The organism is Streptomyces sp. NPDC044719, assembly GCF_056433405.1.
In genome coordinates this window covers 287,548-300,003 of record NZ_JBWKHE010000002.1, presented here as the reverse complement: position 1 = coordinate 300,003, position 12,456 = coordinate 287,548, and the positions used below count along the sequence as shown (strand labels likewise).

9 protein-coding genes are annotated in these 12,456 nt (G+C 72.6%); 4 read left to right on the top strand and 5 right to left on the bottom strand.

Features of this window, described 5'->3' with window-relative positions:
- Window positions 1-76 precede the first annotated feature (76 nt).
- The 4 genes from AC07DF_RS08050 to AC07DF_RS08035 all read right to left on the bottom strand — a co-directional run bounded on the left by AC07DF_RS08050 (window position 77) and on the right by AC07DF_RS08035 (window position 5,634).
- A complete protein-coding gene (locus tag AC07DF_RS08050) occupies window positions 77-2,248 on the bottom strand; it encodes a SpoIIE family protein phosphatase (RefSeq protein ID WP_478968090.1) in 2,172 nt (723 codons plus the stop codon).
- A 278-nt stretch (window positions 2,249-2,526) separates the two neighbouring features.
- A complete protein-coding gene (locus AC07DF_RS08045; protein ID WP_478968089.1) occupies window positions 2,527-4,542 on the bottom strand; it encodes an FtsX-like permease family protein in 2,016 nt (671 codons plus the stop codon).
- An 18-nt stretch (window positions 4,543-4,560) separates the two neighbouring features.
- Complete coding sequence (locus tag AC07DF_RS08040; RefSeq protein ID WP_478968088.1) at window positions 4,561-5,244, bottom strand: ABC transporter ATP-binding protein; 684 nt, start codon at window positions 5,242-5,244, stop codon at window positions 4,561-4,563.
- A gap of 18 nt (window positions 5,245-5,262) precedes the next feature.
- Window positions 5,263-5,634: a DUF4333 domain-containing protein gene (locus AC07DF_RS08035; protein WP_478968086.1), complete on the bottom strand. Its 372-nt coding sequence runs from the start codon at window positions 5,632-5,634 to the stop codon at window positions 5,263-5,265.
- Window positions 5,635-6,133: 499 nt separating this feature from the next.
- Between AC07DF_RS08035 and AC07DF_RS08030 the strand changes: the two genes are divergently transcribed.
- The 3 genes from AC07DF_RS08030 to AC07DF_RS08020 all read left to right on the top strand — a co-directional run bounded on the left by AC07DF_RS08030 (window position 6,134) and on the right by AC07DF_RS08020 (window position 9,423).
- Window positions 6,134-6,610, top strand: a complete 477-nt coding sequence (locus AC07DF_RS08030) for an SRPBCC family protein (protein ID WP_478968084.1) — start codon at window positions 6,134-6,136, stop codon at window positions 6,608-6,610.
- Window positions 6,611-6,898: 288 nt separating this feature from the next.
- Window positions 6,899-7,582 carry a class I SAM-dependent DNA methyltransferase gene (locus AC07DF_RS08025; RefSeq protein WP_478968082.1) on the top strand — a complete coding sequence of 228 codons (684 nt, stop codon included), beginning with the start codon at window positions 6,899-6,901 and terminating at the stop codon, window positions 7,580-7,582.
- Window positions 7,583-7,635: 53 nt separating this feature from the next.
- A complete protein-coding gene (locus AC07DF_RS08020; protein ID WP_478968080.1) occupies window positions 7,636-9,423 on the top strand; it encodes a SpoIIE family protein phosphatase in 1,788 nt (595 codons plus the stop codon).
- A gap of 36 nt (window positions 9,424-9,459) precedes the next feature.
- On the opposite strand, the gene AC07DF_RS08015 is transcribed toward AC07DF_RS08020, so the two are convergent.
- Window positions 9,460-10,875: an NAD-binding protein gene (locus AC07DF_RS08015; protein ID WP_478968078.1), complete on the bottom strand. Its 1,416-nt coding sequence runs from the start codon at window positions 10,873-10,875 to the stop codon at window positions 9,460-9,462.
- Between the two features lie 368 nt (window positions 10,876-11,243).
- Between AC07DF_RS08015 and AC07DF_RS08010 the strand changes: the two genes are divergently transcribed.
- Window positions 11,244-12,383: a PP2C family protein-serine/threonine phosphatase gene (locus AC07DF_RS08010; protein WP_478968076.1), complete on the top strand. Its 1,140-nt coding sequence runs from the start codon at window positions 11,244-11,246 to the stop codon at window positions 12,381-12,383.
- Window positions 12,384-12,456: the final 73 nt, after the last annotated feature.

Below are 12,456 nucleotides of genomic sequence, written 5' to 3'. Positions count from 1 at the left end.
ACCGACGGTAGGGGCGCCCCTACCGCCGGTGACGCCGCTCGACGGGCGCGAGTGACCCGGCTCACCCGCAGCCGCGTCACCTCGCGGCCGTCGCCACGGACGCCCAGACCACCTTGCCGGTGTCGGTCCACCGCACCCCCCACCGGGTGGTGAGTCCATGCACGATGTGCAGGCCACGGCCACCGTCGTCGAGGAGCGCGCCCCGGCCCAGCCGGGGCCTGCCGTTGCCGGTGTCGCCCACCTCGCACAGCAGACCGTGACCGGCCCTGATCAGCCGTATCGTGAGGGGCCCTTCGGCGAAGCGGACCGCGTTGGCGACCAGTTCGCTGACCACCAGCAGCACGCTGTCCCGGGTGTCGGCTCGGATGCGCCATTGCCCCAGCAGCGCGGAGACCAGCACACGGGCCCGGGCGGCCGCGTCGCCGCGGGCGGGCAGCCGCCAGGTCGCGGTGTCCCCCTTGCGGTAGCCGATCATGCGCGCCAGCAGCAGGGTCACGTCGTCGCGCCGGCGCACGGGCGCCAGCTCGGAGACCACGCGCCGCGCGGCCTGCTGCAGGGCGTCCCAGGGGTGCACGGTGGACACGACGTCCGCCAGCTTGCCGATGCCCTCGTCGATCGACAGGGCGGGGTCCTCCACCAGGCCGTCGGTGTAGAGGGCGAGCAGCGAGCCCGGGGGGACGTCGAACACGTGCACGTCGAACGGCTCCCGCAGCGCGAACTCGGCGCCCAGCCCGGGGTGCGGGCGTACGGCGATGGAGCCGGCGGGCCCGTCCGGGGGCACCAGGACCGGGGGGAGGTGGCCGGCGCTGGACAGCGCCGCCTGGTGGCTGACCGGGTCGTAGACGACGATGCAGCAGGTCGAGCCGAGGGCGCTGTAACCGGCCACCAGCCCGGACTCCGAGTCGTCCAGCAGCGTCACGGTCTCGTCCAGGTGCTCCAGCACCTCGTTGGGCGCCAGCCCCGCGGACAGCAGCGCGCGGGCCTCCATGCTCAGCTGCCCCATGGTCGCCGCCGCTCCCAGGCCGTGCCCGACGACGTCACCGACCACCAGCGCGGTGCGGCCGTCCGGCAGCGGGAAACTGTTCACCCAGTCACCGCCGACGCCCGCGCTGTCGGGGGTGGCGGGCTGGTAGACGCTGGCGGTCTCGATGGTGTCCCCGCCGGAGCGTGGCAGCAGCCGGCGCTGCAGCGCCAGCACCTGCGTGTGCTCGCGCTGGTGCTGGCGGGCCAGGTCCACGTGATGGGAGGTCCTGGCGACCAGCTCCTGCAGGTCGAGCAGCTCGCCCTCGTGGAAGGGGCGGTCCGTCCGCCGCCAGACCTCCGCCACACCCAGAACGACGGGCGGCGCTCCGTTCAGAACCAGCGGTATGTACGCCACCCCAGCCGCCCGGTCGCCTGGCACCAGGGCACGGACCAGTCGCGCGCTGCCGAGCGCCCGCTCGATCGCCTCCCGGTCGGGTATGACGATGGCCTGCGCGGCATCGTCACGCCGTATCGCCTGCGACAGCAAGCGGCTCGCGTCGCTGGGAAGATCGTCGCCCGGAATCACATAGCCGTCGGGCCACGCCCGGTCCGGCACCAGGGCGGCACGCCGCAGCCGGATGCGCCGCTGCGGCTCCTCGGTGACCACCTCGCCCGTCCACACGGCGAGGTCGAGGTCGATGGCGGCCACGTCTCCCCAGGCCAGCAGTGACTCCGCCAGCGACTGTGCGGTCTCGCCGATGTCCAGCGAGGTGCCGATCGCGGTCTCGGCGGCGTACAGGTGCAGCCTCCTGGCCATGGCGATCAGGGAGACGGTCAGGCCCTCCTGCGGCGGCGCGGCGGCCAGGATGCTCATCGAGACCACCAGCTCCGACCCGTCGCGGCGCCGCAGGCGCTGGACCCTGGCGACGTGCGGCTCTCCGGTCTCCAGGACCTGCCGCAACCGCCGCGTGACGGTCGGTACGTCCCAGGGAGGCAGAAGATCGACGAAAGAGCTCCCGGTCGCGGCCTCCACCCCCGTGAAAACGGGGGCGCCCAGATTGCAGCGGGTGATTCTCAGATCCCGGTCCAGATTGACCGCGCCGAGGATCTGCTCCTGACGGCCGGGGGCCGGATGGGCGGGTATGCGTTGGCGAGCGGCGCTGTCGCCCTGCGGGTCGGCAGAACCGGCGCCCGCTGCCGCCCCGCCCCGTGGGATGTACTGCCCCAAGGCGCCGCTGACCATGTCGAACGGCGACGCGGACGAGGGGGAGGGGGTGGAGTCCATGCGACTCTCTCAGCTCGCTCGCCAACCCCGGCACAGCGCCGGGGCCGTGCCAGAACCCGGGCGACAGGGCCCCGAGATTCCTGACCGCACACCTCATTCAATAACACCCGGGGCCGCTTCGCCCACACCAGCGGATCGCAGGGCGAGGAGGGCCAGCAAGGACGACGGGCCGGAAGCGAGATCGGCCGGAACGCCGCCCGCGTAGGAACGGCCGGGTACCACCAGTTGTCCGCAGACGGACCTCTCCGGGTGCCGTCCCGTCCGGCCGCCGCAGAACGTCAGTCCGCCGTCTGTGCCGGACCCTGCGTCACCTTCCGCAGCAGCGGCCTGCTGCCGCCGATCGCGGCGAGCATGGCCAGGGCGCCGATCGCCACGCAGATCACCAGTTGCACGGCACCGGAGGTGTTGATCGTGGTGCCGGCGGCCTTGTTGAGCTGCGTGGCGCCGAAGGCGCCCATCGCGGTGGTGCCGCCGGCCAGGACGGCCAACGGGATGACGGTCTCGCGGATCCGGGCACGGTCCAGCACCTCGAGCGGGGTGCCGGACAGCCGGAGGAGGCCGTACACCCGGCGCCGGTCGAGGACGTTCGCGGCTGCCGTGAGACCGGCCGAGGCGGCCGCGACGAGGAAGCTCAGCACCAGGGTGGCGGTGCTGACCGTGGCGACGCGGGCCATGGCCGTGTCGTCCGGCGCGGAGACGTACTCCTGCGTGAACGGGTACCGGCCCGCCCCGAGGGGCGTCAGGGCGGTGACGGCGGTGTCGATGCCCTTCTGTCCGCCGGAGACCTGGGCGATCACGCCGTCGACGCCACCGAGCAGGCTGTCGTAATCGTCCTCGCTCGTGACGGCGACGGTCGCCGTGACTCCCGCCCGGTTCAGCGCCGTGCGGGCCTCGGTGGCGGCGTGCCGGGCGTCGGCGGCGTTCGCGGTGATCACCGCCACCTGGCCCTGGTGACTCGGGCCGTCGGACCCCAGCGTGCTGACGGAGAAGAAGCCGGCCACGAACCCCGCGAGCACCAGGCCGCTGACCGTACGCCAGGCCCCGCGCGGGTCGTCGCTGAGCCGGCGCGCGGCCAGCAAAGTGACCGGGCCCTTGGCGCGGCGGCCCACGATCCGGCCGAGCCGGTCCACGACCCACGGACCGAACAGCCAGAACGCGCCGTAGAAGAGCACCAGCAGGGCGATGAGCTGCCGGGTCTTCAGCTGGCCGCCGTCGCCCGTGCTCATCCAGATGTAGAGGAGGACCGCGAGGAAGAAGACCAGGCGGATCGCACGGGTTCGCCGCGGGTCGGCCTGCTGGGCGACGCCCAGCGGCGACGTGGCCACCTGACGGAGCATCGTCACCGCACTCACGGTGATCAGCGCGGTGACGGCCAGCACCACCGCCGCGAGCCACGGCAGCCCCACCCACAACCGGCCGGTGTACCAGGAGCCCACGCCGTACGGCAGCTCGGCGAGCACGGGCAGGAGCGTCGCGTAGGCGAGCGCGCCCGCCAGGGCCCCGGCCGCGCCGACTCCCGCCGCCTCGACGGCGGTCATGGCGAGGATCTGCCGCGGGGTGGCGCCCGCCAGCCGCAGTCCGGCGAGCCGCTGTTCGCGCCGGGCCGCGCCGAGTCGTCCGGCGGCCGAGGCCAGTACGACGACCGGCATGACGAGCAGCACCACGCCCAGCAGTACGGTCGCCTGGTCGATGCCGGTGAACACGCTCGCCCGGGTGGCGGTGAACCCGGAGACCAGTGCGCGCTCGGTCAGGTCCTTGTCGTAGTAGTTCTGCTCCCCGGCGGCCTTGGAGACGGCCGCGTCCCCGGGTGCCCGCCCGGCCACCGCGACCAGTTCGTCGGGCGAGGCGAGACCGGCGGCGCCGATCGTGCCGTAGGACGTCACCTTCGGGAAACGGTCGGCGAGTTGGCCGGCGGGAAGCTTGTGCAGCAGCTCGGCCAGGGCCGGCGAGACGTACACCTGCCCCTGCTTCGGGAAGCCGCTCAGGCCGGGCGGCGCGGGGGTCTGCTCGCGGCCGGGCAGTTGGGCCAGGTTCACGACGGTGACGGGTTCCTGGCGGACGTGCGTCGTGGTCGTGACCTGGACGGCCGTCGCCCGCTGCGCCGGTACGGCGTCGGGCGTACGCCAGGTGGTGTGGCCGGCGCGGGCACCGGCGCCGAGGGAGGCGGCGATCATCACCAGCAGCAGGAACGAGCCGACGGCGGCGGCGCCGGCCGCGAGCAGCTGGGACTGCAGACCGCGGCGGCCGGAGGACCTGGCGAGGTGCCAGGTCAGGGGAAGGACGGGGGAACGCATGGCGGCTGCTCCTGCGGCTCAGGCGACGGTGTACTGGGAATGGCCGCTGATCCGGCCGTCGCGGACCTGGAGGATGCGGCCGCAGTGGGCGGCGACGTCGGCGTCATGGGTGACCATGACCAGGGCGGCACCCGTCTCCCGGGTGGCGAAAGTCAGCAACTGCACCACCTCCGTGCTGGTGCGCTGGTCCAGGGCGCCGGTGGGCTCGTCGGCGAAGACCACGTTCGGCTCGACGGCCAGCGCGCGGGCGATGGCGACCCGCTGGGCCTGTCCGCCGGAGAGCTGGCCGGGGCGGCGGTGCTCCAGCCCCTCCAGGCCGAGCGGCGCGAACCAGCGGCGGGCGCGTTCGACGGCCTGCCTGCGCGGCACGCCCTCCAGCATCAGCGGCAGGGCGACGTTCTCCTCGGCGGGGAGTTCCGGCAGCAGCTGCCCGAACTGGAACACGAACCCGAACCGCTTGCGGCGCAGTGCGCTGAGCCGGTTCTCGCCGAGCGTGTCGATGCGGTCGCCGCGCAGCAGCACCTGGCCCTCGTCGGGGCGGATGATGCCGGCCAGGGTGTGCAGCAACGTGGACTTGCCGGATCCGGACGGGCCCATGATCGCCAGCGAGTCGTGCTCACCGACCTCGACGTCCACGCCGGCCAGGGCGGTGGTGGAGCCGTACTTCTTGACGAGGCCGTGTCCGGCCAGAACGGTGCTCATGGTGTGTCGTGGCCCTTCTCAGCGCTCGAACTTCCAGGTGACGCTCTTGGCGTCGGCATCGGTCACACGGACGGGGATCTCGACGGTCCCGCCGCCGCTCTTGTCGCCGGTGCAGGTGAGGGCGGCTCCGGCCACGGCCTTGAGGCCGGTCGGGCAGGTGACGTTCGAAACCTTGTCGCCGACCCAGGGCAGCGGGTGGTACTTGCTCTCGGTGCGGCCGGCGACGATGTTCGCCGCGAGCGCCCTGTGGCCGTCCACCGAGGCCGTGCTGTACTCGTCCAGGCGGCTGGTCGACTCGGTGCCGGAGAGCAGATACGTGCCGAGGCCGCCCAGCGCGACCACGGCGGTCGCACCGCCGACGACGCCGACGAGGAACTTGCTGCGCTGCATCGCGTACTCCTGAGGTCCGTGGTGAGGATGCGGCTCCACCCTCGCCCGCGGGCCCTGGCACGCGCCTCGGCCGAACGGTCAGGGCGCGGGCCGGTCCCCTCGGCCATTCGGCCGGTGCCGTCGCCGACGCGCCGGCTCACGGTGGCCGGCGTGAAGCCCGTTTCCGTCCGGGGCCGCGCCCGCGGCGTCGCCGTCGGTGCCCCGTCTGACAGACCCTGGCCGTGATGCTCGCTGGGCCGTGCGGTGCTGTGCGGCATCCTCGACGCGGGCGCCCTGCTCGTCCTCGCGGTCCGCGGAGATGTGGCACTGAGCGGCGACGTGATGATGTGCGCCCGCACCATGCCGGCCATGTCGAGCAGCCCTTCGCGGATCGCGGGGAACGACCGCCGTTGCGGGTGCTGGAAGTGTGCCGCGCGGTTAGTGTCGAGGGGGCTTTCCACACCTGACGGTGTGGTGGTGGGCGTTCGCCGTCCCGACGGAGAGAAGGAGCGTGGTCGGTGTGGCCCGCAGTCGCCGGTTGATCCTGAGCTCGCCGTCCAAGGTGTGGGACCTGCTGTCCGACGGCCATCGCTACGGGGAGTGGGTCTCCGGAACGCAGCAGATCATCGCCGCGGACCCGCACTGGCCGGACGTGGGCGCCCGCTTGCGGGTCCGGGTCGGCGTCGGCCCACTGGTCCTCGACGACATCTGTGTCGTACGCATCTGTGAGCCGCGACGCCGACTGGAACTGGAAGCGAAGGCGGACCCCTTCGGCGCGGCCCGCATCGCCATGCAGTTGATCCCCTGGGGCGAGAACACTCTTTTCGTCCTCGACTGGCATCCCCTGCGGGGACCCGGCATCCGGATGCACGGGCTCCCGGTGGACTACATCGTCTCGATCCGCAACGGCATGATGCTGACCAAGCTGGCCCGGATCGCTGTGCGCGAGGGCCGCGACGTTGCCGATGAGGCTCTCCAGGGCAACCGGAGCGAATGAGAGACATCACCACAGCTCAGCGGGGGCAGGCCCGGTCGGGCGATGGTTGTGCAGGCCGGCAGCCCGTCAGGCCGTCGGTCCACCAGCTTCCTGGCCGCCAGCCCTACGTCGCGGGCCTCCCCCGGTCTTGGCCTGAGCACGTTCCGACGCGGCCGACCCCGACTCCCGGCTCCACAACCCCAGTCGCACCGAAGAACGGGGACACCGAGCGCATGCGGGAAGTCGACACTGACCCGGCAGGGGAGGATATATGGAAAAATTACGCAGGATGAGCAAGGGGGAACGCCTGTGAGCAGCAGCCCTCCCGGCAAGCTGGGCTACGAGGACGCGTTGCCTGACCGCACCGGCCAGGCCGAGGCCTTCGACGCCATCGGCGACCACTACGACGAGGCCTTCCCGCACAAGGAAGGGCAGGTCGCGGCCGCCGAGTGGCTCGTGGACTCCCTGCCGGCCGGGTCCCGCGTGCTGGACCTGGGGTGCGGCACCGGGCTCCCGACCGCCCGGCAGCTGGCGGAGGCGGGCTTCGAGGTCATCGGCGTCGACCTGTCGGGCGGAATGGTCGCCCTTGCCCGCGAGCACGTGCCCGACGGCACCTTCCACCAGGTGGACATCGCCGACCTGCGGCCGGGAGGACCCTGCGACTTCGGCCGGTTCGAAGCGGTGGCCGCCTTCTTCTCCCTGCTCATGCTGCCGCGCGCCGAGATCCCCGTCGCGCTGCGGACCGTCCACCGTCTCCTGGTGCCGGACGGCATGTTCGTGCTGTCGATGGTGGAGGCCGACGTGGACGACTTCTCGATCCCGTTCCTCGGAAGGACCATCCGGGTGTCCGGCTACCTGCGGGACGAGCTGAGGGAGACCGTCGAGGCGACCGGCTTCGAGATCGTCGACGAGGCCTCCTACACCTACGCACCCGCGAGCGCCGACGTACCACCCGAAGTGCAGATCTTCCTGCGCTGCAGGCGGCACGGCTGACGGCTCCCTCTCCGCCCGCACCGGCAGGAGCCCGCCCAGACGGAAGCGACACTGTGACCAGGCACCTGGGAGCTCATGAACACCCCGGCAGGGAGGCCAGGGCGAGCGAACATGTCACGCCCGCGCGTCGGCCACAGCTCCTCGGACCGCAGACCGACCGGCTCCGCTACCTCGACGAGGCGACGCGCCGGATCGCCCGCGGCATCGATCTCGACGAGACCTTGCACGAACTGTGCCGGGCGGCCGTGCCCGCCTTCGCCGACACAGCCTTCGTCCACCTGTCCGATCCGCTGCCGGTCGGGGACGAAGGTCCTGGCGCCCCCATCATCCTGCGGCTGCACAGCACGGACCGGGCGCCCTCGAGGGATCCGGCCGCCCACGGGCCCCCGCTCCCCCCGGAGACCTCGGCGGACAGGCGACCGCCGGACGTCATACGTCCGGCCGCCGACGGCCGGCTGACCGAGTTGCTGCAAGCCGGGCAGCCCGTGCCGGGGGACGCCCCAGGGGTCGTTCCCGCCCTGACCGAGTTGCTGGGACCGGTGAGTGTTCCCGGAGCGGCGCGACCCGGACCGCGGCTGATCATCGCCCCGCTGCACGGCCGCCGCCACGTCATGGGCAGCGTCGTCCTCATACGCCGTCCCGACCGGCCCGCCTTCACCGAAGACGACCTGCTCGTCGCCTCCCAGCTCGCCACCCACACCGCACTCGGCGTCGACAAGGCCGCCCTCTACCTCCGCGAGACATCGGTCGCCGCCGCGCTGCAGCGCACGATGCTCCCTCCCGCGCTGCCCCAGCCGACCGGAGTCCGGCTGGCGAGCCGTTACCTGCCCGCCTCGCGGACCTCCCAGGTGGGCGGCGACTGGTACGACGCGATCCCCCTGCCCGGCAACCGTGTCGCGCTGGTGATCGGCGACGTCATGGGTCATTCCATGACGTCGGCCGCCATCATGGGCCAGCTGCGCACCATCGTGCAGACCCTGGCAGGGCTCGACCTTCCTCCCGACGAGGTCCTGCACCACCTCGACGAGCAGGCGGAGCGGCTGGGCAGCGAGCACATCGCGACCTGTCTGTACGCGATGTACGACCCCGTACTCCATCGGCTGCTGGTCGCCAACGCCGGTCACCCGCCCCCTGTGCTCCTCCACTCGGACGGCCGGGAGGAGGTGCTGCCGATCCCGCCCGGGGCGCCGATCGGCGTCGGCAGCGGCGTCTTCGAGTCCACCGAGATGCACGCGCCGTCCGGAGCGACTCTGCTGCTGTACACCGACGGGCTCGTCGAGTCCCGCGACTCGGACGTGCTGTCCGGCGTGGAGCGGTTGTGCGCACACTTGCGCGCTGCCACCGCCGGTCCGGAATCCCCGGGGCTGGAAGTGCTGTGCGACCAGGCACTCGGCACGCTGGGCACGCGTGACCGGGACGACGACATCGCGCTGCTCGCGGCCCGGTTCGAGGGCATCCTGCCGGAGACGGTGGCGTACTGGTACATGGCTCCACGGCCGCAGACCGCGGGTCAGGCACGCCGGCTGACGCGAAGGACACTGCACCACTGGGGTCTGGACGCGATGGTCGAGCCGGCCGAACTGCTGGTCAGCGAGGTGGTGGCGAACGCCGTACGCTTCGCGTCCCGGCCGATCACCCTGCGCCTGCTGCGCACGGACGTCCTCCGCTGCGAAGTGGGCGACGACTCCCCGCAGGTGCCGAGGATGCGGCACGCCGGGCTGAGTGACGAGGGCGGCCGGGGACTGTTCCTGGTCGACCAGCTGGCGGAACGCTGGGGGGCGACCAGGGTGAGCACGGGCAAGGTCGTCTGGTTCGAGCAGGCGCTGCCCGGCCGGGAATGACAGGGAGGCCGGGGAGGCGTGCGGCCCGCCCGGGGGTCAGTCCAGGGACAGCTCCCGTTCGCGGTCGGCGTCCCAGGCGGCGAGGTCCACGACCCGGTCGTCCGGGAAGAGCGCGCACGTCCGGCCGTCGGCCACGAAGACGCTGAGCGGGGCGGCGTCCAGCACGGACAGGGCCACGGACGTGGCGACGATGTGGGTGACGTCGCAGACGGCACCGATACGGAACAGCGACCGCGACTCCGTGGTGACCTCGTCTCCCCCGGCCCGCAGGACGATGCGCTGGTCGGCGGCGACCGCGCGGGTGGTGACCGCGACCGCGATGTTCTCCAGCCCGTCGGAGGCGACGGCCGCCAGTGCGCGGGCCCGCCGGACACAGAGACGTTCCAGCAGGAAGCGGTCGCCGCCACGGCCCAGGACGACGGGGATGCCGAGGGCGCGGGCCAGGGGCAGACAGGGTGCGTGCGGATTGCGTTCCACGGCGACGAAGCGCAGCCCGAGTCGGCGCAGCTGGGCCGACAGGCGCAGGCCCACCTGCCCGAGTCCGACCACCACGACATGGCCCCGGCGCGGGATCGAGCGGGCTCCCAGAATGGTCGTCATGCGGTGCCCGGTGAACCGGTCGACGACACTGGCGGTGAAGACGGCCGCCAGGACCAGGGCCAGGAGCATGGAGGCGGCGGAGAAGATCTTGTACCACCCGGGTCCGTGCTCGGCGGCCGGTGAGGACCCGATCGTGGTGAGCGTACGGGCGGCGTGCCAGATCGCGTCGGTCCAGTGCTCGTGCAGCACGAGGACGCCCAGGGTGACATCCACGGCGAGGACCGTGAGCAGGGCGGCGAAGCTCGCGACGAGTGCCCTGGCCGAGGTGCCGAGCGAGCGGAACCAGGCGGGGAGCGTGCTGCGCGGCCGGGAGCGCCCGCCGGCGGTGAGGGCTCGCCTGGGGACCCGCTCGACGACGGTCGTCCGGCCGTCGCGGCGGACCCCGACCACGTCGTCGCCGGCCGGCAGGAGCACGGCGTACCGCGGTGCGAGACAGCTGGCGAGGAGGCTGGGCACGATGACGTCGGTCGTGCTGAGCACCGTGCAGTTCGGGACCGTCCGGGAGACCTCGTCCGCGACCGTGCGGTCGAAGATGGTCACGACCAGGCGGACGCCCGGCTTGAGATGCTCGGCCAGCAGCGCGTAGCGCAGGGCGACGATGTCGTCCCGGGAGACGATGACGATGCCGTCGGCCGGCTCCCGCAGGCGCCTGCGCAGGGCGTCGTCGTCGGGGCGGCTCAGCCGGTCCGCGGTGCTGCCCCAACGGCTGATGCGCGCGGCGGCCGAGCCGCCCAGGGCCTCGTCGTCCTCGATGATGACGACGCGCTGCCCTGGTGCCGGGGCCGGGGCGGCAGCCGCGGCAGAGGCTGGGGCGTGCGGGTGGGCGTCGTCGTGCGGTGTCCGTGGACTCAACCCTTCGGCCTTTCTACGGCTGCCGGGGCCCGGAGTACCCCGTGATCGGCGATGATCGGCAAGGGCGCGGCGGATGGCCTGATCGAGGCGTGCGCAGGGGTGGGGCACGGTCGAGGAACCCTGTACGGGTGCCGAAGCGGTCTTTTTTGTACCACTCCCCCACGGGGGGCCGACTCGTCCGGCTGTCTGAAGACTCACGGCCGGATTCGTACGTCTGTCGAAGGGACCTTCCCCCCCCCCACGGTGCCGCCCGCGACCGGCAGACCGGCGTCCCGGCACGGCGTCCCCGGCTCCCGCCGCCGGCACGAAAGGCCGGTGTGCCCCACGGCCTGTAGAACAGAGAGAGGACCACCTGCCCGGGAGTCCCCATGACCGGTACCCACCTGCTCCGCGCCCGCCGGAGAAGGCCTGCTCACGCCCCGCAGGCCATCGAGCCACCGGGGAACGCCGAGCTGGTCGTCAGCGTGCTGGCGGTGACGGTCCTGGTCGAGCTCCTCGGCGCCCTGTCCCGGTCCCCGGTGTGGCTCCTCGGGCTGCTGGTCTTCCTGCCGGGCACGGCGTCGGCCCTGTGCACGGTCCGGCAGACGAGGTTCGTCTCCGCGTGGGCCACGCTCGTCGTCACCCTCACCGTGCTGCTCCGCCACGACGAAGGGGGCGGATGGCTCGACCGGACGCTGCTGGTGCTGTTCACCCTCGCGCTGGGGACGACCTCGGTCTACGCCTGTGAGCGGCGTATCAGGCGTGAGGACGAGATGCTCCGCCTGCGCTCCACCGCCGCGGCCATGCAGCGGCACATCCTGCGCCCCCTCCCCCTGGTCACCGACGACGTTCTGGTCAACGGTGTCTACGAACCCGTGCAGGAGGACCGTCTCGTCGGCGGCGACATCTACGACGTGGTGGTTTCTCCCTGGGGGACCCGGGTGCTGATCGGGGACGTGCAGGGCAAGGGGCTGGCCGCCGTGGGCGCGGCGTTCGCCGTGATCGGCGCCTTCCGCGAGGCGGCGCACCGCGAGCCCACGCTCACGGCTCTCGTCGACGCCCTGGACACCGCGGTCGTCCGCCACAACTCCTACGCCGAACAGACCGGTGACGACGAACGGTTCGTCACGGCCCTCATCATCGGTGTCGACGACGGCCCCGAGGCGCAGCTCGTCAACTGCGGGCACGTTCCGCCCTGGTTGATGGACGACCTCGAAGTGACCACACCGCCGCTGGACTCCGGTGTGCCGCTCGGTCTCGCCGGGCTGGCCGCCGAGCCCACGACCGTGCACTGGTTCGACTTCCCGGCCGGTTCGACGCTGCTGCTGGGCACGGACGGACTCACCGAGACCCGTGCGCCCGACGGCACGTTCTACCCGGTCGAGGAGCGGCTGACGAGCCACCTGGGGGTCTCCCCCACCAAGCTCCCCCGGGCCCTGTTCGAAGACGCCCGCGCCTTCACCGACCACGACAGCCGCCACGACGACTTCGCGGTCCTGACCGTCCGCCGCTCCCCGCACCTGCCCTGAGCACGGAGCCGTCAGCCGCCCGGGGCAGGGAGCACCTGCGGGCGTGAGCCGTGTCGCATCGAAATGGGTGGGA

What these genes read in the sequence shown, in the direction of transcription:
- AC07DF_RS08050 (WP_478968090.1), bottom strand. Translation starts at nt 2,248, where the DNA reads ATGGACTCCACCCCCTCCCCCTCGTCCGCGTCGCCGTTCGACATGGTC.
- AC07DF_RS08045 (WP_478968089.1), bottom strand. Translation starts at nt 4,542, where the DNA reads ATGCGTTCCCCCGTCCTTCCCCTGACCTGGCACCTCGCCAGGTCCTCC.
- AC07DF_RS08040 (WP_478968088.1), bottom strand. Translation starts at nt 5,244, where the DNA reads ATGAGCACCGTTCTGGCCGGACACGGCCTCGTCAAGAAGTACGGCTCC.
- AC07DF_RS08035 (WP_478968086.1), bottom strand. Translation starts at nt 5,634, where the DNA reads ATGCAGCGCAGCAAGTTCCTCGTCGGCGTCGTCGGCGGTGCGACCGCC.
- AC07DF_RS08010 (WP_478968076.1), top strand. Translation starts at nt 11,244, where the DNA reads ATGACCGGTACCCACCTGCTCCGCGCCCGCCGGAGAAGGCCTGCTCAC.